The organism is Burkholderia sp. AU16482, assembly GCF_002223285.1.
Lineage (GTDB): Bacteria > Pseudomonadota > Gammaproteobacteria > Burkholderiales > Burkholderiaceae > Burkholderia > Burkholderia semiarida.
This window is the reverse complement of sequence record NZ_NKEY01000004.1, coordinates 317,708-342,955: the sequence shown is the minus strand read 5'-3', so window position 1 is coordinate 342,955 and position 25,248 is coordinate 317,708. Positions and strand designations below refer to the sequence as shown.

General features: G+C 66.5%; 21 protein-coding genes and 1 pseudogene. 12 read left to right on the top strand and 10 right to left on the bottom strand.

Features of this window, described 5'->3' with window-relative positions; genetic code table 11:
• Positions 1–8: 8 nt before the first annotated feature.
• Positions 9–233 carry a hypothetical protein gene (locus CFB35_RS13235; protein ID WP_006490888.1) on the bottom strand — a complete coding sequence of 75 codons (225 nt, stop codon included), beginning with the start codon at positions 231–233 and terminating at the stop codon, positions 9–11.
• 599 nt (positions 234–832) lie between these two features.
• On the opposite strand from CFB35_RS13235, the gene CFB35_RS13230 reads away from it, so the two are divergent.
• From CFB35_RS13230 to CFB35_RS35315, 3 genes and pseudogenes are all read left to right on the top strand, one after another.
• Positions 833–2,440, top strand: a complete 1,608-nt coding sequence (locus tag CFB35_RS13230; RefSeq protein WP_059576874.1) for a multicopper oxidase family protein — start codon at positions 833–835, stop codon at positions 2,438–2,440.
• 338 nt (positions 2,441–2,778) lie between these two features.
• Positions 2,779–3,372 (top strand): annotated as a pseudogene (locus CFB35_RS35610) (hypothetical protein); the annotation flags it as partial.
• Between the two features lie 54 nt (positions 3,373–3,426).
• Entirely contained in the window at positions 3,427–4,437 is a 1,011-nt protein-coding gene (locus CFB35_RS35315; RefSeq protein ID WP_230951146.1) for a YadA family autotransporter adhesin, read from the top strand.
• 272 nt (positions 4,438–4,709) lie between these two features.
• Here CFB35_RS35315 and CFB35_RS13220 read toward each other — a convergent pair whose 3' ends face one another.
• The gene (locus CFB35_RS13220) at positions 4,710–4,913 is read right to left on the bottom strand and encodes a cold-shock protein (protein ID WP_004196460.1); all 204 of its coding nucleotides are present in this window, start codon (positions 4,911–4,913) and stop codon (positions 4,710–4,712) included.
• A 547-nt stretch (positions 4,914–5,460) separates the two neighbouring features.
• Here CFB35_RS13220 and clpS point away from each other — a divergent pair.
• The 3 genes from clpS to CFB35_RS13200 all read left to right on the top strand — a co-directional run bounded on the left by clpS (position 5,461) and on the right by CFB35_RS13200 (position 9,555).
• Complete coding sequence (gene clpS / locus CFB35_RS13210; protein ID WP_006398529.1) at positions 5,461–5,775, top strand: ATP-dependent Clp protease adapter ClpS; 315 nt, start codon at positions 5,461–5,463, stop codon at positions 5,773–5,775.
• A complete protein-coding gene (clpA, locus tag CFB35_RS13205) occupies positions 5,772–8,072 on the top strand; it encodes an ATP-dependent Clp protease ATP-binding subunit ClpA (RefSeq protein WP_059576869.1) in 2,301 nt (766 codons plus the stop codon). Before clpS ends, clpA begins: the two co-directional genes overlap by 4 nt.
• 103 nt (positions 8,073–8,175) lie before the next feature.
• Positions 8,176–9,555: an amino acid permease gene (locus CFB35_RS13200; RefSeq protein ID WP_089465284.1), complete on the top strand. Its 1,380-nt coding sequence runs from the start codon at positions 8,176–8,178 to the stop codon at positions 9,553–9,555.
• Between the two features lie 31 nt (positions 9,556–9,586).
• Here CFB35_RS13200 and dut read toward each other — a convergent pair whose 3' ends face one another.
• The 5 genes from dut to CFB35_RS13175 all read right to left on the bottom strand — a co-directional run bounded on the left by dut (position 9,587) and on the right by CFB35_RS13175 (position 15,801).
• A complete protein-coding gene (gene dut, locus CFB35_RS13195; RefSeq protein WP_060966753.1) occupies positions 9,587–10,033 on the bottom strand; it encodes a dUTP diphosphatase in 447 nt (148 codons plus the stop codon).
• Between the two features lie 53 nt (positions 10,034–10,086).
• Positions 10,087–11,298: a bifunctional phosphopantothenoylcysteine decarboxylase/phosphopantothenate--cysteine ligase CoaBC gene (gene coaBC / locus CFB35_RS13190; RefSeq protein WP_059646201.1), complete on the bottom strand. Its 1,212-nt coding sequence runs from the start codon at positions 11,296–11,298 to the stop codon at positions 10,087–10,089.
• A 67-nt stretch (positions 11,299–11,365) separates the two neighbouring features.
• Positions 11,366–11,866, bottom strand: coding sequence for a signal peptidase II (lspA, locus tag CFB35_RS13185; protein WP_059646204.1), 501 nt, complete (start codon positions 11,864–11,866; stop codon positions 11,366–11,368).
• A 2-nt stretch (positions 11,867–11,868) separates the two neighbouring features.
• Positions 11,869–14,706, bottom strand: a complete 2,838-nt coding sequence (ileS, locus tag CFB35_RS13180; protein ID WP_059576856.1) for an isoleucine--tRNA ligase — start codon at positions 14,704–14,706, stop codon at positions 11,869–11,871.
• Positions 14,707–14,808: 102 nt separating this feature from the next.
• Complete coding sequence (locus CFB35_RS13175; RefSeq protein ID WP_059576853.1) at positions 14,809–15,801, bottom strand: bifunctional riboflavin kinase/FAD synthetase; 993 nt, start codon at positions 15,799–15,801, stop codon at positions 14,809–14,811.
• A 122-nt stretch (positions 15,802–15,923) separates the two neighbouring features.
• On the opposite strand from CFB35_RS13175, the gene purN reads away from it, so the two are divergent.
• The 6 genes from purN (at position 15,924) to nadC (ending at position 22,936) form a co-directional block, all read left to right on the top strand.
• Entirely contained in the window at positions 15,924–16,586 is a 663-nt protein-coding gene (gene purN, locus CFB35_RS13170; RefSeq protein ID WP_059576850.1) for a phosphoribosylglycinamide formyltransferase, read from the top strand.
• Positions 16,583–17,848 carry an RsmB/NOP family class I SAM-dependent RNA methyltransferase gene (locus tag CFB35_RS13165; RefSeq protein ID WP_059576847.1) on the top strand — a complete coding sequence of 422 codons (1,266 nt, stop codon included), beginning with the start codon at positions 16,583–16,585 and terminating at the stop codon, positions 17,846–17,848. The genes purN and CFB35_RS13165 overlap by 4 nt, the downstream gene beginning before the upstream one ends.
• An 18-nt stretch (positions 17,849–17,866) precedes the next feature.
• Positions 17,867–19,249, top strand: coding sequence for a mechanosensitive ion channel family protein (locus CFB35_RS13160; RefSeq protein WP_059576844.1), 1,383 nt, complete (start codon positions 17,867–17,869; stop codon positions 19,247–19,249).
• Between the two features lie 214 nt (positions 19,250–19,463).
• Complete coding sequence (locus CFB35_RS13155) at positions 19,464–20,660, top strand: acyl-CoA desaturase (protein WP_059576842.1); 1,197 nt, start codon at positions 19,464–19,466, stop codon at positions 20,658–20,660.
• 261 nt (positions 20,661–20,921) lie between these two features.
• Positions 20,922–22,058: a quinolinate synthase NadA gene (gene nadA / locus CFB35_RS13150; protein ID WP_059576914.1), complete on the top strand. Its 1,137-nt coding sequence runs from the start codon at positions 20,922–20,924 to the stop codon at positions 22,056–22,058.
• Positions 22,055–22,936: a carboxylating nicotinate-nucleotide diphosphorylase gene (gene nadC, locus CFB35_RS13145; RefSeq protein WP_059576839.1), complete on the top strand. Its 882-nt coding sequence runs from the start codon at positions 22,055–22,057 to the stop codon at positions 22,934–22,936. Before nadA ends, nadC begins: the two co-directional genes overlap by 4 nt.
• 95 nt (positions 22,937–23,031) lie before the next feature.
• On the opposite strand, the gene nadB is transcribed toward nadC, so the two are convergent.
• The 3 genes from nadB to rpmB form a co-directional block, all read right to left on the bottom strand.
• Positions 23,032–24,618 (bottom strand): L-aspartate oxidase, encoded by a 1,587-nt coding sequence (nadB, locus tag CFB35_RS13140; protein ID WP_059576836.1) that lies wholly within the window; start codon positions 24,616–24,618, stop codon positions 23,032–23,034.
• Positions 24,619–24,779: 161 nt separating this feature from the next.
• Positions 24,780–24,947, bottom strand: a complete 168-nt coding sequence (rpmG, locus tag CFB35_RS13135) for a 50S ribosomal protein L33 (protein WP_006478046.1) — start codon at positions 24,945–24,947, stop codon at positions 24,780–24,782.
• A 17-nt stretch (positions 24,948–24,964) separates the two neighbouring features.
• On the bottom strand, positions 24,965–25,198 hold the full coding sequence (gene rpmB / locus CFB35_RS13130) for a 50S ribosomal protein L28 (RefSeq protein ID WP_004186391.1): 234 nt from the start codon (positions 25,196–25,198) through the stop codon (positions 24,965–24,967).
• Between the last annotated feature and the right edge of the window lie 50 nt (positions 25,199–25,248).

Genomic DNA, 25,248 nt, shown 5'->3' with positions numbered 1-25,248 from the left:
GTTGCCATTCAGACGTGAACGATTTCCCATTCGGCGATTTCATGCGGCACTTCGAGCGTCGCGGTGTCGAGTTCGGACAGTTGCTCGCAGTCGCCGCGCGAGATATGGTCGGCCGCCACTTCGGGGCACGAGAACGCGCCGAGCAGGGCGTTGCCGAACGTCGCTTCCCAGCCGCCGTTACCCGGCAGGATGTAGAACGACCCGAGCGCTGAACCAAAGCGAAATCCCTTCATTTCCGTTCTCCCTTTCTGATCACAAGCGATTCTGTTGCGCCGTCCGCCGGTTCGCCCGGCTGTGGCCCGACTGGCTGCTTGCGCCGGATTCCGTGTCGAACGTCGTGGCGAAGCGTCAGTGCATGGAACCAAGTCTACGTCCGCGCCCCGCTCGAATGGTGCGCGTAGAGCGACTTCTCGAAACAAAAATTCCCTTTTAAAAACAATTGATTATTTTCGTGGTTTTGTATTGCGGAACGTTTTTCGGCATCGCGAAACGGGAAATTTGTGCCCTGCACCACGAATTTTTATAACGCAATGACTTGTTCCGCATCGTGAAAAATCGGCGGGTGCGAGCATCCGGCTGCAGCGGCGGAGAGCGCGAGGGCCGAGCGGAAGGCGCACAGCGCGTCCGCTGGAATGTGCGAAGGGGCGGCGCCATGCGTGCCGAAGCACCGCCCGGCGATGGCGGTCGTGACGCCGTCCGACGCAGTAACGATGCGCGCTGCGGCGTATCGCCACCCGTCCCGCGGCGGCGTTTTTCGATCCGGCCCTGCGGTTATGATGACGCGATCGCCGCGGCTCTCGCGCGGCGCTGCACGCATAACGAGGATCGATTGATGAGACGGAGAACCTTCCTGTCGCGCACCATCGGTGTCGCGGCCGCGTCGCTGTTCGCGCGCGCCGCATCGGCGCAGCATGCCGGTCACGCGGGCATGGCCGGCATGGATTCGATGGACGACATGCCGGGCATGTCGGGTATGCCAGGGATGTCGGCGCACGCGCAGCACGGCAAGCCCGCGCCGGCTGCCCTGGCGGCCGCCGACGCGCTGCCGGCCGGCGCGCCGCTCGCGACGTTGCGCACGCTGGCCAACGAAAGCCAAGAGCCCGGCACATTCCGGGCCACGCTGGTCGCTCAACCGGTGGCGCGAGCGCTGCTGCGCGGTGCGCGGCCGACCCCGTTCTGGCAGTTCGGCCCGGGCACGCAAGGCCCCGTCGTCGGCCCGCTGATCGACGTGCGCGAGGGCGATACGGTCGAGATCCGGTTCGTGAACAAGCTGCCGCAGCCGTCGACGATCCACTGGCACGGCCTGCCCGTGCCGCCCGACCAGGACGGCAACCCGTCCGATCCGGTCGCGCCCGGCGCGTCGCGCGTGTATCGCTTCACGCTGCCGAAGGGTAGCGCCGGTACGTACTGGTACCACCCGCATCCGCACATGATGACCGCCGAGCAGGTGTTTCGCGGGCTGGCCGGCCCGTTCGTCGTGCGCGCCGCGGAGGATCCGCTTGCCGGCTGGCCCGAGCGCCACCTGTTCGTGTCGGATCTGAAGCTTGCGCGGGACGGCACGATCGCGCCGAACGACATGATGGACTGGATGAACGGCCGCGAAGGCCAGTTCGTGCTGGTCAACGGTGCGCGTCGGCCGCGCATCGACGTCGCGGGCGACGAACGCTGGCGTGTCTGGAACGCGTGCAGCGCACGCTACCTGCGCATCGCGTTCGACGACGGTCGCGCGTTCGAGCAGGTGGGCACCGACGGCGGGCTGTTCGACGCGCCGCGGCGCGTGACGTCGCTGCTGATTGCGCCGGGCGAGCGCGCGGAACTGTTGGTGCGTGCCGGCGATCGTGTGTCCCGCGCGGTGCTGCAGGCGGCGGAGTACGACCGCCGCAAGATGGCGATGTCGCACGACGACGGTCACGGCAGCCTGCCGCCCGATCCGGCGCTGGCGCTGGCCGATGTCGCGTTCGCGCCCGCCGAGGCCCGCGCGCTGCCTGCCACGCTGCGCACGGTGCCGCCGCTGGGCGAACCGGTCGCGCACAAGACGGTCGCGTTCGGCGAGGAAATGGACATGGACGCGATGATGAAGGGGGCGGCGCACGGCCGCCCGGCGGGCATGCGCTTCACGATCAACGGCGATACGTACGCGCCGCATCGCGCGACGCTGACGAGCCGCCGTGGCGACGTCGAGCGCTGGGAGATCCACAACGCCACCGACATGGATCACCCGTTCCATTTGCACGGCACGCAGTTTCAGGTGATCGAGCGCGCGTCGAACGGCTCGCGCATCCCCGAGCCGTTCCGCGCATGGCGTGATACCGTGAACGTGCGCAGCGGCGAAACCGTGACGATCCTCACCACGCAGGAGATGTCCGGCGAGCGCATGTTTCACTGCCACATCCTCGAACACGAGGATCTCGGGATGATGGGAACGCTGAAGGTGATGTGATGCCGGATCGATCCGCCGTCGGGCTGGTTTGACGGCGGATCGATCGTCCCGCGATCGCACAGCGGCCATTCCTGTTCGGACGCATCCGATGTTCGATATCCACGCAATCGGACAGCGCTTAATTTCGTACTTGGCTCATATTCTTTTGAGTTGACGGTCCCTATACTCGGTCGAGTGCAATTTCCATGACGCGCTACGGTGCCGGCCCATGCGGGCGGGCATCGCCGGTGTCGCCATGACGTTGCGCGGTATTGACGCGGGCGCAAGACGATATCCGTTTCTCTTGAATTCAAACGATGTCGCGCCATGAGTGACGAAATCAAGTATTTAGGACTCTTATGAAATTAATAAGAAACCCGATGGGCGGTCTGATGAACGAAAAGCGTGCCGTGCGCGTTCTGACCTTGCGTACCATCGCGGCAAGTGTGATTGGCATGTCGAGTCTGTTGGCCACGGATGCGCGCGCTCAACTGTCGTTGCAGGAGCAGATCGATCAATTGAGCAACGCAGTCGGCCGGTTGGGCGCGACGGCCGATTCGCTGGCCGGATCGATCAACAACATCAACGACAGGCTTGCCAATTCTTCGTTGCCGTCACCCGGCACGGGGCAAAACAGCGTCGCGCTCGGGAAAAACTCGAACGCGTCCGCCACGGACAGCACGGCGCTCGGCAATTCGGCGTCGGCGACGGGCGACGCGAGCGTCGCGCTGGGCAAGGGCGCGAACGCAAGCGCCGACCAGAGCATGGCGGCTGGCACCGGCGCGACGGCATCGGGCGCGAACAGCTCGGCGGTCGGCGTGAATGCGTCGGCGACGGGTGTGGACAGCACGGCGCTCGGCAATTCGGCATCGGCGACGGGCGATGAGAGCATCGCACTCGGCAAGGGCGCGAACGCAAGCGCCGACCAGAGCATGGCGGCCGGCACCGGCGCGACGGCATCGGGCGTGAACAGCTCGGCGGTGGGTGTGCACGCGTCGGCGACGGGTGTGGACAGCACGGCGCTCGGCAATTCGGCATCGGCCACGGGCGACGCGAGCATCGCGCTGGGCAAGGGAGCGAACGCAAGCGGCGAGCAGAGCATGGCGGCCGGCACCGGCGCGACGGCATCGGGCGCGAACGGCTCGGCGGTCGGCGTGAACGCGTTGGCCGCGGGTGTGGACGGCACGGCGCTCGGCAATTCGGCGTCGGCGACGGGCGACGCGAGCGTCGCGCTCGGCAAGGGCGCGAATGCGAGCGCCGAGCAGAGCATGGCGGCCGGCACCGGCGCGACGGCGTCGGGCGTGAACGGTACGGCGCTTGGCGCGCAGGCCGCGGCGGCCGGCAATGCGAGTCTCGCGGCCGGAGCCGGTGCGTACGCATCGGGTGCGAACAGCACCGCGGTGGGTGTCGGCGCGCTGGCGGGCGCGGACAACAGCATGGCGTTGGGCGCGGCAGCGGCCGCAACGGGCGACGCGAGCATGGCGAACGGCGTGCGCGCCCAGGCGCTCGGCGCGCGCAGCGTCGCGGTTGGCACGGGCGCGGTCGCGGCCGGCAACGGCAGCGTGACGCTCGGCTCTGGGGCATCGGCGGCCGGCGCGCACAGCACGGCAATCGGTACGGACGCGGTCGCGACCGGCGCGAACTCCGTGGCGCTGGGGAGCGGCTCGGTGGCGGATCGTGACAATACCGTGTCGGTGGGCACGCCGACGAACGAGAGGAAGATCGCCAACCTCGCGGACGCCGTGCTGCCTTCGGATGCCGTGAACCTCCGTCAACTCAACGCGGTCGCGCGACGTGCCTACAGCGGCGTCGCGGCGGCCACCGCGCTGACGATGATTCCGGATGTCGATCCCGGCAAGACGATTGCCGTCGGCATGGGCTTTGGCAGCTATCTCGGCTATCAGGCCGGCGCGTTCGGCGCGTCGGTCCGGCTCCGCGAGAACCTGAAGATGAAGATCGGCGCCGGCTTTAGCTCCGCGGCGACGACGTGGGGCGCGGGCGCGTCGTACAGCTGGTAACGAATGGCGCCGGCGGCGTTGCCGGCGTGTCGGATCCGGTACGCCGCACGTGTCGCCAGCAAGTGCGGGTATCGGGCGGGCGCGGCGCTTCGGCGGCGCGCCCGTTTTTCATGCGCCACGCATTCGCATCTTTGGCGCGACAATCGTATATTGCGCGCCGCGATTGTATGAAAACGGCAATCAAATCGCCGATGCATTGGCGCTTTGAAAGATGCGCCACAAAAAAAGAAACCCGGCATATGCCGGGTTTCTTCATCCGAAATCCGTTGCCTTCAGGCAGCCTGGATATTCGAAGCCTGCTTGCCCTTCGGGCCTTGGACGACCTCGAAGCTTACCTTCTGGCCTTCCTTGAGGGTCTTGAAACCCTGCATGTTGATGGCCGAGAAGTGCGCAAACAGATCTTCACCGCCCTCGTCGGGAGTGATGAAACCGAAGCCCTTCGCGTCGTTGAACCACTTAACGATACCAGTTGCCATTTTCCTACTTCCCCTGTCACACAGTCGCTGCTACTTACCACGAGCACGCTCGAAAAGCTAAACGACCGGAAAATACAGCCGTTCCCCCCTCACAAGCTCACCTTCGGCCTCTTTCATTTCGCCGTCAGACGAATTGAAAAAAGTGCCAGCTTGATTGTTGGCGCTCTTTATTGGAGTGTCAAGTGGAATTTTTAGACGGTTGGAGGGTCGTTGTAAAGAACCCATTTTCAGGGTTTTTCCGGCTTTGCTTTGCAGCATGTGGCCAAGCGCGGGGGCTTGAAAAGCCGCATAATCGGCTCATATACCAGGCTCGAGTGACACGCGTTCGAGTCGTCCCGGCTTGTGGGATACTGGATGCGGACACGACGTTCCGGTGCGACTCCCACTGACGGTTCGTGTTCCGCGCCATGCGTGAAAGCCGGCACCGCAGCCGGCTTTCGTATGGCGCGAGGGCGATCGCGTGTTCCGGGATACCGGGGAGGGCGCCGGCCGGTCGGTCGGGTAATGGCAGGATTGCGGGCCTGTCCGAGTTGTTTAGAATGGGTGTATGGCGATTATCCCGGACAAGCAGGACAGTACCGTCCTGGAACGCAAGCAGCAGAAGCTGAAGCCGCCTTCGATGTACAAGGTGGTGCTGCTGAACGACGACTTCACGCCGATGGAATTCGTCGTGATGGTGGTCCAGGAGTATTTCAAGAAGGATCGCGAGACGGCCACGCAGATCATGCTGAAGGTCCATCGCGAAGGGCGAGGGGTTTGTGGGGTCTATACGCGGGACATCGCGTCGACCAAGGTTGAGCAAGTCGTTACCCATGCGCGGCAGGCAGGGCATCCGCTGCAGTGCGTGATGGAGGAAGCATGATTGCCCAGGAATTGGAAGTCAGCCTGCACATGGCGTTCATGGAAGCACGCCAGGCGCGCCATGAGTTCATTACGGTCGAGCACCTGCTGCTGGCCCTGCTGGATAATCCGACGGCAGCCGAGGTGTTGCGCGCGTGTGCGGCCAACATCGAGGACTTGCGTCAGAACCTGCGCAATTTCATCCACGACAACACACCTACCGTCCCGGGCACCGACGATGTCGATACCCAGCCGACGCTCGGGTTCCAGCGCGTGATCCAGCGCGCGATCATGCACGTCCAGTCGACGTCGAACGGCAAGAAGGAAGTCACCGGCGCGAACGTGCTGGTCGCGATCTTCGGCGAGAAGGATTCGCACGCCGTCTACTACCTGCAGCAGCAGGGCGTCACGCGTCTCGACGTGGTGAACTTCATTTCGCACGGTATCGCGAAGACGAACAGCGGCGAAGCCGCGAAGTCGACCGACGCGAACGCGGAAAGCGAGGACGCGAACGCGCAGAAGGAAACGCCGCTCGCGCAGTTCACGCAGAACCTGAACCAGATGGCGAAGGACGGCCGCATCGATCCGCTGATCGGCCGCGAGCCGGAGGTCGAGCGCGTCGTGCAGGTGCTGTGCCGTCGCCGCAAGAACAACCCGCTGCTCGTCGGCGAAGCCGGCGTCGGCAAGACCGCGATCGCCGAAGGGCTCGCGTATCGGATCACCCGCGGCGAAGTGCCGGACATCCTCGCGAACGCGCAGGTGTATTCGCTCGACATGGGCGCGCTGCTCGCGGGCACCAAGTATCGCGGCGATTTCGAGCAGCGTCTGAAGACGGTGCTGAAGGAGTTGAAGGAGCGGCCGCACGCGATCCTCTTCATCGACGAAATCCATACGCTGATCGGCGCGGGCGCCGCGTCGGGCGGCACGCTCGATGCATCGAACCTGCTGAAGCCGGCGTTGTCTTCGGGCACGCTCAAGTGCATCGGCGCGACGACGTTCACCGAGTACCGCGGCATCTTCGAGAAGGATGCGGCGCTGTCGCGGCGCTTCCAGAAGGTCGACGTGACGGAGCCGAGCGTCGAGCAGACGGTCGCGATCCTGCGCGGGCTGAAGTCGCGCTTCGAGGAGCATCACGGCGTCAAGTACTCGTCGGGTGCGCTGTCGGCCGCGGCCGAGCTGTCGGCACGCTTCATCACCGACCGTCACCTGCCGGACAAGGCGATCGACGTGATCGACGAGGCGGGCGCCGCGCAGCGGATCCTGCCGAAGTCGAAGCAGAAGAAGACGATCGGCAAGGGCGAGATCGAGGAAATCATCTCGAAGATCGCGCGCGTGCCGGCGCAGAGCGTGTCGCAGGACGATCGCAGCAAGCTGCAGACGCTCGATCGCGACTTGAAGAGCGTCGTGTTCGGCCAGGATCCGGCGATCGATGCGCTCGCGGCCTCGATCAAGATGGCGCGCGCGGGCCTCGGCAAGATGGACAAGCCGATCGGCGCGTTCCTGTTCTCCGGCCCGACGGGTGTCGGCAAGACCGAAGTGGCGCGCCAGCTCGCGTTCACGCTCGGCATCGAGCTGATCCGCTTCGACATGTCGGAATACATGGAGCGTCACGCGGTGAGCCGGCTGATCGGCGCGCCGCCGGGCTACGTCGGGTTCGACCAGGGCGGCCTGCTGACCGAAGCCGTCACGAAGAAGCCGCATTGCGTGCTGCTGCTCGACGAAATCGAGAAGGCGCATCCGGACATCTTCAACGTGCTGCTGCAGGTGATGGACCACGGCACGCTGACGGACAACAACGGCCGCAAGGCGGATTTCCGCAACGTCATCATCATCATGACGACGAACGCGGGCGCCGAGTCGATGCAGAAGGCGACGATCGGTTTCACGACGCGCCGCGAAACGGGCGACGAGATGACCGACATCAAGCGCCTGTTCACGCCGGAGTTCCGCAACCGCCTGGATGCGATCATCAGCTTCCGCTCGCTCGATGAGGAAATCATCATGCGTGTGGTCGACAAGTTCCTGATCCAGCTCGAGGAACAGCTGCACGAGAAGAAGGTTGACGCGCTCTTCACCGACGCGTTGCGCAAGCATCTCGCGAAGCACGGCTTCGACCCGCTGATGGGCGCGCGGCCGATGCAGCGGCTGATCCAGGACACGATCCGGCGCGCGCTGGCCGACGAACTGCTGTTCGGCAAGCTCGTCAACGGCGGTCACGTGACCGTCGACGTCGACGAAAGCGACAAGGTGCAGTTGTCGTTCGACAAGCTGGCGAATCCGCCGCACAAGCCGAACGAAGAGACGGTCGAAGTCGAGTAAGCGATCATTCGTTGTTCATGCGAACGGCGCGGGAAGTTCTCCGCGCCGTTTCGTTTTATCCGGCGCCGGCGGCGCGATGGTGGTGCAGGGGAGTGGTAACGCAGTGACACAACAACAACGGTCGTTCGACGATATCGTCGCGCGCGAACAAGGGTTGCGCCACGCGCTGACGTCGGGGCAGATGGCGATGATCGCGATCGGCGGCGCGATCGGCACGGGGCTGTTCCTCGGCAGCGGGTTCGCGATCGGGCTCGGTGGCCCGAGCGTGCTGGTTTCCTATGCGATCGGCGCGCTGATCGCGCTGCTGCTGATGGGCGCACTCGCGGAAATGACCGTCGCGCATCCGACGGCCGGCTCGTTCGGCGCGTATGCCGAGCATTACGTCGGCCCGCTCGCGGGCTTCCTGGTGCGCTATGCGTACTGGTTCGCGGTCGTGTTCGCGATCGGCACCGAGATCAGCGCGATCGCCGTGTTCATGAAGTACTGGTTCCCGGCCGTGCCCGGCTGGTACTGGGTGATCGGCTTCTCCGCGCTGCTGATCGCGGTGAACCTCGCGAGCGTCACGCTGTACGGGACGGTCGAATACGCGTTCTCGTTGCTGAAGATCGCGGCGATCGTCGTGTTCATCGTGCTCGGCGCGTTTCTCGTGTGGTCGGCGCCGGCCGCATCGGGCGTCGGTTTCGCGAACTACACCGCGCACGGCGGCTTCATGCCGAAGGGGCCTTGGGGTACCTGGGTCGCGGTGATCGTCGCGATTTTCAGCTACATGAGCATCGAAGCCGTCGCGATCGCGGCCGGCGAGGCGCGCGATCCGCAGCACGCGGTCACGCGCGCCTTCCGCTCGACCGTGTTCCGGCTCGTGCTGTTCTACCTGCTGACGCTGTCGCTGATGCTGGCGATCGTGCCGTGGACGCAGGCCGGCACCGACGAAAGCCCGTTCGTGAAGGTGATGGCCGCGACGCACGTGCCGTATGCGGCGGGCGTGATCAACTTCGTGCTGCTGATCGCGGCGCTGTCGGCGATGAACAGCCAGCTCTACGTGACGACGCGGATGATGTTCAGCCTGTCGCGCGCGCGCCTCGCGCCGGCGGTATTCGGCCGGCTGGGCGCGAACGGCGTGCCGCGCGCCGCGCTATGGATCTCGACGAGCGGCGTCGCGGTGGCGGCCGTGCTGGTTGCGCTGGCGCCCGACACCGCGTTCACGGTGATGATGGCGATCGCGATGTTCGGCGCGCTGTTTACGTGGCTGATGATCTTCGTCACGCACCTGCGCTTCCGTTCGAAGTATCGGGGCCCAGCGCTCGCATTCCGGATGTGGGGGCACCCGTTCGGCAGCCTGCTCGGCGCGGCGCTCGTCGCGGCGATCCTGCTGACAACCGCTTTCACGCGCGAATTCCGGATGACGATGGTGGTCGGCGTCGTGTTCGTCGTGCTGCTGACGCTCGCCTACGCGCTGCATTACCGGCACCGGCACGCGCGCTGATCGTGCGGCCCGGTTTTTCGTGCTGCGTGGCTCAGTGGCGGCCGGTGCTGCCGAAGCCGCCTTCGCCGCGATCGCTCTCGGTGAATTCGTCGACGATGTTGAACTGCGCCTGCACGACCGGCACGATCACGAGCTGCGCGAGCCGTTCGAACGGGTTCAGCACGAATTCGGTCTGGCCGCGGTTCCACGTCGAGACCATCAACTGGCCCTGGTAGTCGGAATCGATCAGGCCGACGAGGTTGCCGAGCACGATCCCGTGCTTGTGGCCGAGGCCCGAGCGCGGCAGGATCAGCGCCGCATAGCCGGGATCGGCGAGGTGGATCGCGAGGCCCGTCGGCACGAGCGTGGTTTCGCCCGGCTTCAGCGTGACCGGGGCGTCGAGGCACGCGCGCAGGTCGAGGCCGGCGCTGCCGGTGGTCGCGTAGGCGGGCAGGTAGTCGCGCATGCGCGCGTCGAGAATCTTCAGGTCGAGTTTCATGCGGTCGTCGAATCGGTCGGGAAGGGCGCGGCGGCCAGTGCCGCCGCGCGGGATCAGATCAGGCGATTGTCGGGCAGGCGCTTCGCGATTTCCGCGACGAGCGCGTGCGCGAGTTCGTCCTTGGGCGCGCGCGGCAGGCGCGTGAGGCCGGCGGCCTCGAACAGCACGACTTCGTTGTCGTCGCGCCCGAACGTCAGCGGGCCGAGGTTGCCGACGAGCAGCGGCACGTTCTTGCGCTTGCGCTTCTCGTCGCCGTGCACGTCGAGGTCGCCGCTTTCGGCCGCGAAGCCGACGCAGAACGGCGGATCGGGCAGCGCGGCGACCGACGCGAGGATGTCGGGGTTCTCGACGAACGCGAGCGCCGGCATCTTGCGGTCGGCCGTCTTCTTCATCTTGTGCTCGGCCGGCTGGTCGACGCGCCAGTCGGCGACCGCCGCCACCGCGATGAAGATGTCGGCATCGGCGACCGCCTGCATCACCGCGTCGTACATTTGCTGCGCGGTCTGCACGTCCTGGCGGGTCACGCCCCACGGCGTGTCGAGCGCGACCGGCCCGGCGACGAGATGCACGTCGGCGCCCGCCTGCTGCGCGGCGCGCGCGAGCGCGAAGCCCATCTTGCCGCTGGAGCGGTTCGTCAGGCCGCGGACCGGGTCGAGCGGCTCGAACGTCGGCCCGGCCGTGATCAGCACGCGCCGGTGCGCGAGCACCTTCGGCGCGAAGTGCGCGACGATCGCTTCATAGATCGCCTCGGGTTCGAGCATGCGGCCGTCGCCGACTTCGCCGCATGCCTGCGCGCCCGAGTCCGGGCCGAGCACCGATACGCCGTCCGCGCGCAGTTGCGCGGCATTGCGTTGCGTGGCCGGGTTCTGCCACATCTGGCGATTCATCGCGGGCACGACGAGCAGCGGGCAGTCGCGTGCGACGCACAGCGTCGACAGCAGATCGTCGGCGAACCCGTGCGCGAGCTTCGCGAGGAAATCCGTCGACGCGGGCGCGATCACGATCGCGTCGGCTTCGCGCGACAGGTCGATGTGCGCCATGTTGTTGTCGATGCGCGCGTCCCACTGGCTCGTGTAGACGGGCCGCCCCGACAGCGCCTGCATCGTGACCGGCGTGATGAACTGGGTGGCGGCGTCGGTCATCGCGACCTGCACGGTCGCGCCGGCCTTCACGAGCAGCCGCGTGAGCTCGGCGATCTTGTAGCAGGCGATGCCGCCCGTCAGGCCGAGAACGAGGTGTTTTCCTGCGAGTTCTGCGTGTGCCAACTCAGGCCTCCTGGGGTCAAACGGAACGGCCGGCGCGAAGCCGGCCGTCGACACGGAGTATGCGCGCTCAGCGCGCGCCGCGCACGCGCCGCAGCTCGTCGTAGATCAGCAGCACCGCGCCGATCGTGATCGCGGAATCGGCGAGGTTGAACGCCGGGAAGTGCCACGCGCCGAGGTGGAAATCGAGGAAGTCGATCACGTGACCGTAGACGAGCCGGTCGATCACGTTGCCGAGCGCTCCGCCGAGGATCAGCGCGAGCGACAGGCTGAACAGGCGTTGCTGGCCGTGACGGCGCAGCAGGAAGCAGATCACGAGCGTCGCACCGATGCCGAGCGCGGTGAACGCCCAGCGCTGCCAGCCGCTCGCGGCCGACAGGAAGCCGAACGCGGCGCCGCGGTTGTACACCAGCACGAGATTGAAGAACGACGTCAGCGCATGCTGCGCGCCGTACGCGAACGTTTTCAGGATCGCGATCTTCGACAACTGGTCGAACAGGATCACGATCAGCGAAATGCCGAGCCAGGGCGCGAGCGCGCCGCTGGCCGGTTTCGACAGGGTCTTCGCCATATTTATGCAGCGCTCCGGATTTCGCCGTTTTCAAACAGGTTCGAGAAGCAGCGGCCGCACAGCGTCGGATGATCGGCGTGCGCGCCGACATCTTCGCGGTAGTGCCAGCAGCGTTCGCACTTCTGGTACTTCGACGCGGCCACGTCGACGCTTTCCTGCGCGTCGTCGTCGACCTTGACGACCGTCGCGGCCGACGTGATCAGCACGAACTTCAGATCGTCGCCGAGGCTCGTCAGCGCGTCGTAGCGCGCGCCGCTCGCATGCACGGCCACTTCGGCCTGCAGCGACGAACCGATGCGGTTCGCGGTGCGCGCTTCCTCGAGCGCCTTCGTCACGTTGCCGCGCACGTCGCGCAGCAGCGCCCACTTCTCGATCAGCGCGGCCGCGCCGGCGACTTCCGGATACGCATAGTAGGTCTCCGTGAAGATCGTGTCGCTCGCCGGCTGGAACACCTTCCACGCTTCTTCCGCCGTGAACGACAGGAACGGCGCGAGCACGCGCAGCAGGCCTTGCGTCAGGTGGTACAGCGCCGTTTGCGCGGAGCGGCGCGCGCGCGAATCGGCGGCGCTCGTGTACAGGCGATCCTTCAGCACGTCGAGGTAGAAGCCGCCGAGATCCTCCGAGCAGTACGTCTGCAGCTTCGCGACGACCGGGTGGAACTCGTACTTCTCGTAGTGGCCGAGCAGTTCCGTCTGCAGTTGCTGCGAGAACGCGACCGCGTAGCGGTCGATCTCGAGCCATTCGTCGACCGGCACCGCGTGCTGCGCGAAGTCGAAATCCGACAGGTTCGCGAGCAGGAAGCGCAGCGTGTTGCGGATGCGGCGATAGCCTTCCGTCACGCGCTTCAGGATTTCCTCGGAGATCGCGAGCTCGCCCGAATAGTCGGTCGACGCGATCCACAGTCGGATGATTTCCGCGCCGAGGCGGTTCGCGACTTCATGCGGGTCGATGCCGTTGCCGAGCGACTTGCTCATCTTGCGGCCTTCGCCGTCGACCGTGAAGCCGTGCGTGAGCAGGCCCTTGTACGGCGCGCGGCCGTCGAGCATCGATGCCGTGAGCAGCGACGAGTGGAACCAGCCGCGGTGCTGGTCGGAGCCTTCGAGGTACAGGTCGGCCGGGAACTGCAGCTGATCCTTGTGCGAGCCGCGCAGCACGTGCCAGTGCGTCGTGCCCGAGTCGAACCACACGTCGAGCGTGTCGCGGTTCTTTTCGTACAGGTTCGCGTCGTCGCCGATCAGCTCGCGCGGGTCGAGCGATTGCCATGCCTCGATGCCCGACTGCTCGACGCGCTTCGCGACTTCCTCGAGCAGCTCGAGCGTGCGCGGGTGCAGCTCGCCGGTTTCCTTGTGCACGAAGAACGCCATCGGCACGCCCCACTGGCGCTGGCGCGACAGCGTCCAGTCGGGACGGTTCGCGATCATGCTGAACAGGCGCTGCTTGCCCCACGACGGGTAGAACGCGGTCGCGTCGACGCCTTCGAGCGCCGTCTCGCGCAGCGTCTTGCCGCCGTCGCGCGGCGCCACGTCCATGCCGGCGAACCATTGCGACGTCGCGCGGTAGATGATCGGCGTCTTGTGGCGCCAGCAGTGCATGTAGCTGTGCGTGTACTTCTCGCTGCGCAGCAGCGAGCCGGCCGCGTTCAGCGCGTCGACGATCTTCGGGTTCGCGTCCCAGATCGACAGGCCGCCGAACAGCGGCAGCGACTCGATGTAGCGGCCGTCGCCCATCACCGGGTTGATGATGTCGGAATCGGTCATCCCGTGCGCCTTGCACGACTGGAAGTCCTCGATGCCGTACGCGGGCGACGAGTGCACGACGCCCGTACCCGTATCGGTCGTCACGTAGTCGCCGAGGTAGACGGGCGCGGTGCGCTGGTAGCCGGGGTGGGCCGACGCGAGCGGGTGGTGGAAGCGCAGGTTCGCGAGCTTCACGCCGGGCGCGGTCGCGACGACGCGGCCGGTCAGCTTGAAGTCGGCCATGCAGGCTTCGACGCGCTCCTGCGCGATGATCAGCAGCCCGCGCTCGGTGTCGACGAGCGCGTAGACGATTTCCGGGTGGAGGTTCAGCGCCTGGTTGGCGGGAATCGTCCACGGCGTGGTGGTCCAGATCACGATGCCGCCTTCGGCGCGCGGCAGCGCCGGCAGGCCGAACGCGTGCGCGGTCTTTTCCGGCTCCGCGAACGCGAACATCACGTCGATCGTCGGGTCGGTGCGGTCCTTGTACTCGACCTCCGCTTCCGCGAGCGCCGAGCCGCAGTCGAAGCACCAGTTCACCGGCTTCAGCCCGCGATACACGTAGCCCTTCTCGATGATCTTGCCGAGCGCGCGGATCTCTTCCGCCTCGTTCACGAAGTTCATCGTCTTGTACGGGTTGGCCCAGTCGCCGAGCACGCCCAGGCGCTTGAAGCCGACCTTCTGCTTCTCGATCTGCTCGGTCGCGTACGCGCGCGCCTTGCTCATCACTTCGGCCGCCGGCAGCGACTTGCCGAACTGCTTCTCGATCTGGATTTCGATCGGCATGCCGTGGCAGTCCCAGCCCGGCACGTACGGCGCGTCGAAGCCGGCCATGTTGCGCGACTTGACGACGATGTCCTTCAGGATCTTGTTGACCGCGTGGCCGAGGTGGATGTCGCCGTTCGCATACGGCGGGCCGTCGTGCAGGATGAACTTCGGCCGGCCCTTGCTGGCCGCGCGGATCTTGTCGTAGATGCCGCGCTCTTCCCACTCCTTGACCCACTGCGGCTCGCGCTTGGGCAGGTCGCCGCGCATCGGGAACGGCGTGTCGAGCAGGTTGACCGGATACTTGGCCTGCGGTTTCGAATCGGCTTTCTTGTTGCTCATGATGGGATCGCTATCTAAATCGGGGGACGCTCGGGCGTCGTGAATCGGGTAGGCGCGCGAGCAGGCGCGCGAGGGTGCGGCGCCAGCGCGCCGCCGTCCGGATCAGCTAATTCGGTCGGTGGCCGACGTCGCGAAGCCCGTCGCCCGGCTGCCCGGCGCACGGTCGCGCTCGACGAAGTACGCGCGCGCGTTCGCGACGTCCAGCGCGATCGCGCGCGACAGCGCCTCGAGATCGTCGAACTTCGCCTCGTCGCGCAGCTTCTTCAGGAATTCGACACGGATCAGCTTGCCGTACGCGTCGCCGTGCCAGTCGAGCAGGTGCACTTCGAGCAGCACGCGGCCCGAATCGTCGACGGTCGGACGCAGCCCGAGGCTCGCGACGCCCGGCAGCGGCTCGGGGCCGAGGCCGTGCACCTGCACGACGAAGATGCCCGCGAGCGCCGGCCGCTTGTGCGCGATCGGCAGGTTCAGCGTCGGGAAGCCGAGATCGCGGCCGAGCTTCAGCCCGTGCGCGACGTGGCCGCTGATCGCATAGCCGTGGCCGAGCGCCTGCGCGGCCGCGTCGAGATCGCCCGCGGCGAGCGACGCGCGCACGCCGGAGCTGGAAATGCGCGTGCCGTCGCTGCCGGCCACCGTGCCCATCTGCTCGACCTCGAAGCCGTGCTGCTCGCCGGCCGCCTTCAGCGTATCGAAGGTGCCCGCGCGCTTCGCGCCGTAGCAGAAATCGTCGCCGACCATCATCCAGCGCGTGTGCAGCCCGTTCACCAGCGTGCGCTCGACGAACGCCTGCGGCGACTGGCTCGCGAACGTGTGGTTGAAGTGCTCGACGACGACGCGGTCGACACCGTGCTCGCGCAGCGCCTCGAGCTTGTCGCGCAGCATCGCGATGCGCGGCGGCGCGCCGGCCGGATTGAAGAATTCGCGCGGGTGCGGCTCGAACGTCATCACGCACACGGGCAGGCCGCGCGCGTCCGCCGCCGCGCGCACGCGCGCGAGCAGGGCCTGGTGGCCGCGATGGACACCGTCGAAGTTGCCGATCGTCAGCGCGCACGGGGCGCGGCTCTCGGCGTTGGGCAGGCCGCGGAAGACTTTCACGATAGCGGATGCAGCGTCGGGGAATGAGCGGTGGAATGCCGCAAAGCAGAAGATTATAAACGTTCGGGCGGGCCGACGGCCGAGAAGGCGGGAAACGCGAGGGCGAATGGTAAAATTCGCGGATGAAAAAACTCGTGATCCTGATTTCCGGTCGCGGCAGCAACATGGAGGCCATCGTCCGCGCGTGCGCGCAGGAACGCTGGCCGGCCGAGATTGCCGCCGTGATCGCCAACCGGCCCGATGCGGCCGGACTGGCTTTTGCCGCGTCGCACGGCGCGGCGACGGCGGTGGTCGACCACCGGTCGTTCGACGGCCGCGACAGCTTCGACGCGGCGCTCGCCGCCGAGATCGACCGTTTCTCGCCCGATCTCGTCGTCCTCGCCGGCTTCATGCGCATCCTGACGCCCGCATTCGTCAGACGATACGAAGGCCGGCTGCTCAACATCCATCCGTCGCTGCTGCCGAGCTTCAAGGGCATCCACACGCACCAGCAGGCGCTCGACGCCGGCGTCGCGCTGCATGGCGCGAGCGTGCATTTCGTCATTCCGGAGCTCGACAGCGGCGCGATCGTCGCGCAGGGCGCGGTGCCCGTGCGCGCCGGCGACGACGCGGCCGCGCTCGCGGGGCGTGTGCTGGCGGTCGAGCATGTGCTGTATCCGCGTGCGGTGCGCTGGTTCGTCGAGGGGCGGCTGCGCCTCGAGAACGGCCGCGCAGTGGTGGCGCCCGACGAGGCGCGCTGGATTTTCGCGGATCAACCGCATACCGAAACGAGTGAGGGCGTATGAAGCTGCACGGATTCCTGATCGGCCAGACCGAGACTTTGCTGGCCGAGGTGCTGAAATTCGCCGGCCCCGCCGACGCGACGACGAGCCGGTTCTTCCGTGCGCACCCGAAGCTCGGGCATGCGGAGCGCGGCGTGATCGCCGAGGCCGTGTTCGCGGTGCTGCGCCGGAAGATGGAGTTTTCGCATCTGGCCGAGAGCGGCACCGGCACGCCCGCGCGGCGCCTCACGCTGCTGGGCCTGATGCAGACGGTCGGTCGCAATGCGCTGAAGCCGTTCCTGTCCGACACCGAGTCGGCATGGCTCGAACACGTGTCGAAGATCGATCCGGCGAGCCTGCCGGTGCGCATCCGCACGAACCTGCCCGACTGGATTCACCAGGCGCTGTCGGCCCGTTTCGACGCCGAGGAGCTCGCGCAGCTCGCCGCCGCGCTGAACTACCCGGCGCCGCTCGACCTGCGTGCCAACGCGCAGAAGGCGACCCGCGACCAGGTGATCGACGCGCTGCGCGCGAGCGGCATCGATGCGGGCGCGACGCCGTTCGCGCCGTTCGGCGTGCGCGTGGTCGGCAAGCCGGCGCTGACGCGCCTGAAGCTGTTCGAGGAAGGCGCGATCGAGGTGCAGGACGAAGGCAGCCAGCTGCTGTGCTCGCTGGTCGCGCCGCGGCGCGGCGAAATGGTCGTCGATTTCTGCGCGGGCGCGGGCGGCAAGACGCTCGCGCTCGGCGCGATGATGCGCTCGACGGGGCGCCTCTATGCGTTCGACGTGTCGGAGAAGCGCCTCGCGAAGCTGAAGCCGCGCCTCGCGCGCAGCGGGCTGTCGAACGTGAACCCGGTGCTGATCGACAGCGAGCACGACGCGAAGGTCAAGCGGCTCGCCGGCAAGATCGACCGCGTGCTGGTCGACGCGCCGTGCAGCGGCCTCGGCACGCTGCGCCGCAATCCCGACCTGAAGTGGCGCCAGACGCGCACCGCGATCGACGAGCTGACGCCGAAGCAGGCGTCGATCCTCGCGAGCGCCGCGCGCCTCGTGAAGAAGGGCGGCCGGCTCGTCTACGCGACCTGCAGCGTGCTCGATGCCGAGAACGAGCGCATCGTCGAACAGTTCCTCGCCGATCATCCCGAGTTCGTGCTGGTGCCGGCGCAGAAGGTGCTGGCCGACCAGCGCGTCGAACTCGAGACGGGCGACTACCTGTCGCTGTGGCCGCACCGTCACGCGACGGACGGCTTCTTCGCCGCGGTGCTCGAACGCCGCGCCGCGCAGTAACGGCTGGCCGGACGGACGATGGAGAGTCTGCAGAGCCGCCTGCTGTCGCGCCGGCTGGCATCGGTGATTCGCGATTTCCACCAGCCGGTGATGATCTGGCAGGCGGCGATTCTCGTCGGTGCGCTGTGTCTCGCGTGGGTGGCCGCGCGCTTCGTGCACGCTCGGATCGATGCGCGGCGCCGGGCAGCCGGACGCGCGCCGGGCGCGGGCGCGCAAAGCCTGAAGCGTGCGTTGTTTCCGTTGTTCGGCGGCGTGTTCGTCGGCGGCGCGCAGCTCGCGTTCGAGCCGTTCATGTCGACGTCGCTGCTGTCGCTCGCGCTCGTGCCGCTGTTCGGCATCGGGCTGATCTACGTGCTGTTCTTCTTCGCGCGGCGCGTGTTCGCGCGCGACGGCCACACGCACGCGTGGCTGTCGGTCGTCGAGAAGATCGTGTCGACCGTCGTGTGGGCCGCGATGGTGATGACCGTGCTCGGCATCCAGCGCGACGTGCTCGGCTGGCTCGACAGCGTGCAGTTCCGGGTCGCGACCGCGCACCTCACGCTGCTGTCGGTGATCTCCGGCGCGCTGTGGGTGTGCGTGACGCTGATGGTCGCGATGTGGCTCGGCTCGGTGCTCGAGGATCGCCTGTCGCGCGCGAGCACGCTCGACGCGAACCTGAAGGTCGTGCTGTCGCGGGTCGGCCGCGCGCTGCTCGTGTTCGCGGCGATCCTGATCGGGTTGTCGCTCGTCGGTATCGACGTGACGGTGCTCGGCGTGTTCGGCGGCGCGGTGGGCGTCGGCCTCGGGTTCGGGCTGCAGAAGATCGCGAGCAACTACGTGTCGGGCTTCATCATCCTGCTCGACCGCTCGCTGCGGCTCGGCGATGCGATCAGCGTCGGCGGGCTGCAGGGCGTCGTCACGCAGATCCGCACGCGCTACACGGTCGTGCGCGGCCTCGACGGCAACGAGACGCTGATCCCGAACGAGAAGCTGATCACCGACGTCGTGCAGAACCAGTCGTCGTACCTGACGCGCGGCTACGCGAAGGTCGCGGTGCAGGTCGCCTACACGAGCGACGTCGAGCAGGCACTCGCATTGCTTGCCGAAGCCGCGAAGGACGTGCCGCGCGTGCTGGCCGAGCCGGCGCCGACGCCGTACCTCGCGAGTTTCGGCGCGGACGGGATCGACCTGGAGCTGGGTTTCTGGATCGAGGATGCGGCGAAAGGCACGTCGGGCGTGCGCTCGAGCGTGAACCGCAACATCTGGCGGCTGTTCGGCGAGCACGGGATTTCCATTCCGTTTCCGCAGCGCGAAGTGCGCGTGGTCGGACTGCCGGACGGCTTTCCCGCGGCCGGCGCGGCGGCCGGGCGCGATCCGGCTGCCGCCAACGGTGCGCTGGGCGCGCGCGCGCCGGCGGCATAGCGCTCGCGGCCGGTCAATCGTACCGATTTCGCGGTCGAAACCGGATCGCAGGCCTTTCCCAGTCCGCCCATGGACCGCGCGGATTGCGTGAGGGCAAGAAAATGTTCATTTTTTACAAAGACTTGGAACGGTTGAAGTAAAATTCTGGTCTACACGCGGTATGCTTTCATTCTTCTGACGCCAACGGGCGTCGCTCTCATCACAGGTAACTGCCTTGTTGAATTCCCTGCTCGATTTTCTTTCCCACGGGCTCCTGCATTTTTCGTGGTGGCAGGTCGCGTTGTTCGCGCTCGCCGTCACGCACGTCACGATCATCGGCGTGACGGTCTACCTGCACCGCTGCCAGGCGCACCGCGCGCTGGAGCTGCATCCGATCGCGAGCCATTTCTTCCGCCTGTGGCTGTGGATGACCACCGGCATGCTGACCGGCCAGTGGGCCGCGATTCACCGCAAGCATCACGCGAAGTGCGAGACCGAGGAAGATCCGCACAGCCCGCAGACGCGCGGCATCTGGAAGGTGTTCCTCGAGGGCGCCGAGCTGTATCGCGCGGAAGCGAAGAACGAAGAGACGATGCGCAAGTTCAGCCACGGCACGCCGAACGACTGGATCGAACGCAACGTCTACTCGAAGTACCCGATTCTCGGCGTGAGCCTGATGATGGTCATCGACGTCGCGCTGTTCGGCGTGCTCGGCCTGACCGTGTGGGCCGTGCAGATGGTGTGGATTCCGTTCTGGGCGGCGGGCGTCGTCAACGGCTTCGGTCACTTCTGGGGCTATCGCAACTTCAACTCGGCCGACGCGAGCACGAACCTGTTCCCGTGGGGCATCGTGATCGGCGGCGAGGAACTGCACAACAACCACCATACGTTCGCGACGTCGGCGAAGCTGTCGAACAAGTGGTACGAGTTCGACATCGGCTGGATGTACATCCGCATCATGTCGGCATTCGGTCTCGCGAAGGTGAAGAAGGTCGCGCCCACGCCGCGTCTGAACAAGCCTAAGACGGTGCTCGACCAGGAAACGCTGCAGGCCGTGCTGTCGAACCGCTACGAAGTGATGGCTCGCTACGGCAAGGCCGTCAAGCGTGCCTACCGCCAGGAGCTCGCGCACCTGAAGGAACTCGGTTCGAGCGAGAAGTACCAGCTGATGCGCAGCGCGCGCAAGTGGTTCCACAAGGACGCCGACGGCCTCGACGAGCCGCAGAAGAAGCTGCTGCCGGAAATCTTCGCGAACAGCCAGAAGCTGCATACGTACTTCCAGCTGCGCCAGGATCTCGCCGCGATCTGGGACCGTTCGACCGCGTCGCGCGAACAGCTTCTCGCGCAATTACAGGATTGGTGCCATCGCGCAGAACAAAGCGGCATCAAGGCGCTGCAGGAATTCGCGACGCGCCTGCGCCGCTACGCCTGATTCGAAATCGATTAGAATCTCAGGACGTCACAAACCCCGCGTTGGCGGGGTTTTTTCATTTGGGCGGCTGGTTTTTGCAGGATGGCCCAGGCGCCGGAATTGGTGTGAAGTTTGGGTGCCGCGTCAGGGCCGAAAAACCGCTCACACCGACCGCGAAGCATGGACCCAAGTAAGCGCTAAAGCGCTAACTTGGGCCGACCGCGAAGCATGGGACCCAAGTAAGCGCTGAAGCGCTAACTTGGGTCGACAGGAGATATGGAGATGCAATCGACGATCAAATCCGTCGAGTACGACCGGCCGGTGTCGGCAGGCACCGTCTGTAGCGTCGGGCAAGCATGGGCCAAGGTGCCCGATGCGCCGTCCGCCGAGGAGCGCGCTGCGCTGAAGGCGCGCATCAAGACATTGCTCACCCGTGAAAAGGCCGTGCTCGTCGCCCACTACTACGTGGATGCCGAACTGCAGGAACTGGCCGACGAAACGGGCGGCTGCGTGGCGGATTCGCTCGAAATGGCCCGCTTCGGCCGCGATCACGACGCGCAGACGCTGGTCGTCGCCGGCGTGCGCTTCATGGGCGAGACCGCGAAGATCCTGAGCCCGAACAAGCGCATCCTGATGCCCGATCTCGACGCGACCTGTTCGCTCGACCTCGGCTGCCCGGTCGACGAATTCTCGGCATTCTGCGATGCGCATCCGGACCGTACCGTGGTCGTCTACGCGAACACCAGCGCGGCCGTGAAGGCGCGCGCGGACTGGATGGTCACGTCGTCGATCGGCCTCGAGATCGTGGCCGACCTGCACGCGCGCGGCGAAAAGATCATCTGGGCGCCGGACCGCCATCTCGGCAGCTATATCCAGAAGAAAACCGGCGCCGACATGCTGCTGTGGCAGGGCTCGTGCCTCGTCCACGACGAGTTCAAGGGCATCGAGCTCGACCTGCTGCGCGCCGAATATCCGGACGCGAAGGTGCTCGTGCATCCGGAATCGCCGGAAAACGTCGTCGCGCAGGCCGACGTCGTCGGCTCGACCACGCAGCTGATCGACGCGGCCGTCAAGTTCGACGCGAAGCGCTTCATCGTCGCGACCGACCTCGGCATCCTGCACAAGATGCAGCTTGCCGCGCCCGGCAAGACTTTCATCGCCGCGCCGACGGCCGGCAACAGCGCGACCTGCAAGAGCTGCGCGCACTGCCCGTGGATGGCGATGAACGGCCTCGCGAACCTCGCCGACGTGCTCGAGCGCGGTCACAACCAGATCTTCGTCGATCCCGCGATCGGCGAACGCGCGCGCTTGCCGATCGACCGGATGCTCGAATTCGCGGCCGCGCACAAGAAGCGCGTGCAGGCGAGCGGCGACCTGCAGCGCGACCAGCAGCTGTTCGCGAACGTGGGGGCCGCATGAGCAACGCCGTCTCCCCGCTGTTCGACGCCGTCCGCGCCCAATACGGGGCGGCATTCGACGAAGCGATCGCGCGCAACGTGGCCGACGCGATCGCCGAGGACGTCGGTGCCGGCGACCAGACCGGGCGGCTCGTGCCGGCCGCCGAGCGCCGCCGTGCGCGGATCATCGTGCGCGAGGAAGCCGTGCTGTGCGGCGTGCCGTGGTTCGAGGCCGTGATCGCGCGGATCGATCCGTCGATCGTCGTGCAATGGCGCTATCGCGAAGGCGACCGGATGATGCCCGATTCGGCCGTGTGCGAACTCGAGGGGCCGGCGCGCGCGTTGCTGACGGCCGAGCGCAACGGGCTGAACTTCCTGCAGCTGCTGTCGGGCGTCGCGACGGCGACGCGCCGTTACGTCGATCGTGTCGAAGGTACGCGCGCGAAGATCCTCGATACGCGCAAGACGCTGCCGGGGCTGCGGCTCGCGCAGAAGTACGCGGTCCGGGTGGGCGGCGGCGAGAACCAGCGTCTCGCGCTGTACGACGGCATCCTGATCAAGGAGAACCACATCGCGGCGGCAGGCGGCGTCGGTGAAGCCCTCGATGCGGCGTTCGCGCTCGAATCGGGCGTGCCGGTGCAGATCGAAGTCGAGACGCTTGCGCAGCTCGACACGGCACTCGCGCATGGCGCGCAATCGGTGCTGCTCGACAACTTCACGCTGGACATGATGCGCGAAGCGGTACGCGTCGCGGCCGGCAAGGCCGTGCTCGAAGTGTCCGGGGGCGTCAATTTCGATACGGTGCGCACGTTCGCGGAGACGGGCGTCGATCGCATCTCGATCGGCGCGCTGACGAAGGACGTGCGGGCGACGGACTATTCGATGCGGATCGTCGACTGACCGATTCGCGTCCGATCGGACAAAAAGGCCGTTGGCGCGCAAACGCCAACGGCCTTTTTCTTGTGCGGCCGCAGCCGGGAAGGGCGGCGCGCCGCTTAGCGGCGCGAGCGCGGCGTGAGCACGCTCGGCAGCGCCTTCGGCAGCGTATGCGGCCAGTCGCGGCTGTAGTGCAGCCCGCGGCTTTCGCGGCGCGAGTACGCGCTCTTCACGATCAGCGTTGCCACGTCGACGAGGTTGCGCAGTTCGAGCAGATCGCGCGTCACGCGGAAGTTCGCGTAGTACTCGTGGATTTCGTCGCGCAGCAGCGACAGCCGGTGCTTCGCGCGTTCGAGACGCTTGTCGGTGCGCACGATGCCGACGTAGTTCCACATCAGGCGGCGCAATTCGTCCCAGTTGTGCGCCACGACGACTTCCTCGTCCGCGTCCGACACGCGGCTTTCGTCCCAGGCGGGCAGCGCGGCCGGCGTGTCGGCGTCGAAGCCGGCGGCCTCGATCGCCCCGGCTGCCGCGCGGCCGATCACGAGACATTCGAGCAGCGAGTTGCTCGCGAGCCGGTTCGCGCCGTGCAGCCCCGTGTACGACGTTTCGCCGACCGCATACAGGCCGGCGAGATCGGTGCGGCCCGCGAGATCGGTGACGACGCCGCCGCACGTATAGTGCGCGGCCGGCACGACGGGGATCGGCTGTTTCGCGATGTCGATGCCGAATTCGAGGCAGCGCGCATGGATCGTCGGGAAGTGCTCGCGCAGGAATGCTTCCGGCTGATGGCTGATGTCGAGATACACGCAGTCGATCCCGCGCTTCTTGATCTCGAAGTCGATCGCGCGTGCGACGATGTCGCGCGGCGCGAGCTCGGCGCGTGGATCGTGCGAGGGCATGAAGCGCGTACCGTCGGGCAGCTTCAGCAGGCCGCCTTCGCCGCGCACGGCTTCCGAAATCAGGAACGATTTCGCGTATGGATGGAACAGGCAGGTGGGGTGGAACTGGATGAATTCCATGTTCGACACGCGGCAGCCGGCACGCCATGCCATCGCGATGCCGTCGCCGGTCGCGGTATCGGGGTTCGTCGTGTACAGGTAGACCTTGCCCGCGCCACCGGTGGCGAGTACCGTGTGCGGCGCCTCGATCGTGATCGTGCGGTCGTTGTCGACGTCGAGCGCATACAGGCCGTGGCAGCGGCGGCCGGGCAGCCCGAGCCGGTCCGACGTGATCAGGTCGATCGCGTGGTGGTTTTCGAGGAACGTGATGTTCGGATGCTGGCGCGCCCGCTCCGACAGTGTCGCGAGCACCGCATGGCCGGTCGCATCGGCCGCATGGATGATCCGGCGGTGGCTGTGACCGCCTTCGCGCGTCAAGTGAAAGCCGAGTTCGGCCGCGTCGTCCTTCGTGAATGGCACGCCTTGCGAGATCAGCCATTCGATCGCTTCGCGGCCGTGCTCGACGATGTAGCGCGTCGCGCCTTCGTCGCACAGGCCGCCACCGGCGACCAGCGTGTCGTCGACGTGGTTCTCGATGCTGTCCGCCGAGTCGAGGACCGCTGCGATGCCGCCCTGCGCGTTATCGCTCGCCCCCTCCATCATCGAACGTTTCGCGATCAGCGCGACACGTCGCGTGCTGGCCAGATTGAGTGCGACCGACAGCCCTGCCAGGCCGCTGCCGACGATCGCCACGTCGAATTTCATGCTGCATCTCCATCGTTACGCTTTTTGATCTTGCGTTCCGTCGGCTGTCGCCGCGGAAAGGGGAGAGCATACCGCGTCGGGGGCCCGCGCGTGCGCGCAAAACAAAAAGCCCCGCATGTGCGGGGCTTTTCGGTCACCGTCAAGCTGGCAGAAACCGGAGATTACTTGATCTTGGTTTCTTTGTATTCCACATGCTTGCGGACGACGGGATCGAACTTCTTGATCGCCATCTTTTCCGGCATGTTGCGCTTGTTCTTCGTGGTCGTGTAGAAGTGACCCGTACCAGCGGTCGACTCGAGCTTGATCTTGTCGCGGGCGCCTTTTGCCATGATTGTGCTCCTTGGGCTTAGGCTTCGCCGCGTGCGCGCAGGTCAGCGAGCACGGAATCGATGCCGTTCTTGTCGATCAGGCGCAGGCCGGCGTTCGAGACGCGCAGACGCACCCAGCGGTTTTCGCTCTCCACCCAGAACCGGCGGTTTTGCAGGTTCGGCAGGAAGCGGCGCTTCGTCTTGTTGTTGGCGTGGGAAACGTTGTTGCCGCTCATCGGCGCTTTCCCAGTTACTTGGCATACGCGTGCCATGAGAGCACTCCTAATACGCTAAATTCGGGGTTCGATCGCCGGTGAAGGTT

Excerpts from the sequence above, each read along its gene's own strand:
- nadC (WP_059576839.1), top strand. The coding sequence starts at position 22,055 with ATGAGCAACGCCGTCTCCCCGCTGTTCGACGCCGTCCGCGCCCAATAC.
- clpA (WP_059576869.1), top strand. The coding sequence starts at position 5,772 with ATGATTGCCCAGGAATTGGAAGTCAGCCTGCACATGGCGTTCATGGAA.
- CFB35_RS13160 (WP_059576844.1), top strand. The coding sequence starts at position 17,867 with ATGGAGAGTCTGCAGAGCCGCCTGCTGTCGCGCCGGCTGGCATCGGTG.
- dut (WP_060966753.1), bottom strand. The coding sequence starts at position 10,033 with ATGAAACTCGACCTGAAGATTCTCGACGCGCGCATGCGCGACTACCTG.
- CFB35_RS13230 (WP_059576874.1), top strand. The coding sequence starts at position 833 with ATGAGACGGAGAACCTTCCTGTCGCGCACCATCGGTGTCGCGGCCGCG.
- CFB35_RS13235 (WP_006490888.1), bottom strand. The coding sequence starts at position 233 with ATGAAGGGATTTCGCTTTGGTTCAGCGCTCGGGTCGTTCTACATCCTG.
- purN (WP_059576850.1), top strand. The coding sequence starts at position 15,924 with ATGAAAAAACTCGTGATCCTGATTTCCGGTCGCGGCAGCAACATGGAG.
- clpS (WP_006398529.1), top strand. The coding sequence starts at position 5,461 with ATGGCGATTATCCCGGACAAGCAGGACAGTACCGTCCTGGAACGCAAG.
- nadB (WP_059576836.1), bottom strand. The coding sequence starts at position 24,618 with ATGAAATTCGACGTGGCGATCGTCGGCAGCGGCCTGGCAGGGCTGTCG.
- CFB35_RS13220 (WP_004196460.1), bottom strand. The coding sequence starts at position 4,913 with ATGGCAACTGGTATCGTTAAGTGGTTCAACGACGCGAAGGGCTTCGGT.
- lspA (WP_059646204.1), bottom strand. The coding sequence starts at position 11,866 with ATGGCGAAGACCCTGTCGAAACCGGCCAGCGGCGCGCTCGCGCCCTGG.
- nadA (WP_059576914.1), top strand. The coding sequence starts at position 20,922 with ATGCAATCGACGATCAAATCCGTCGAGTACGACCGGCCGGTGTCGGCA.
- ileS (WP_059576856.1), bottom strand. The coding sequence starts at position 14,706 with ATGAGCAACAAGAAAGCCGATTCGAAACCGCAGGCCAAGTATCCGGTC.
- rpmB (WP_004186391.1), bottom strand. The coding sequence starts at position 25,198 with ATGGCACGCGTATGCCAAGTAACTGGGAAAGCGCCGATGAGCGGCAAC.
- CFB35_RS13165 (WP_059576847.1), top strand. The coding sequence starts at position 16,583 with ATGAAGCTGCACGGATTCCTGATCGGCCAGACCGAGACTTTGCTGGCC.
- rpmG (WP_006478046.1), bottom strand. The coding sequence starts at position 24,947 with ATGGCAAAAGGCGCCCGCGACAAGATCAAGCTCGAGTCGACCGCTGGT.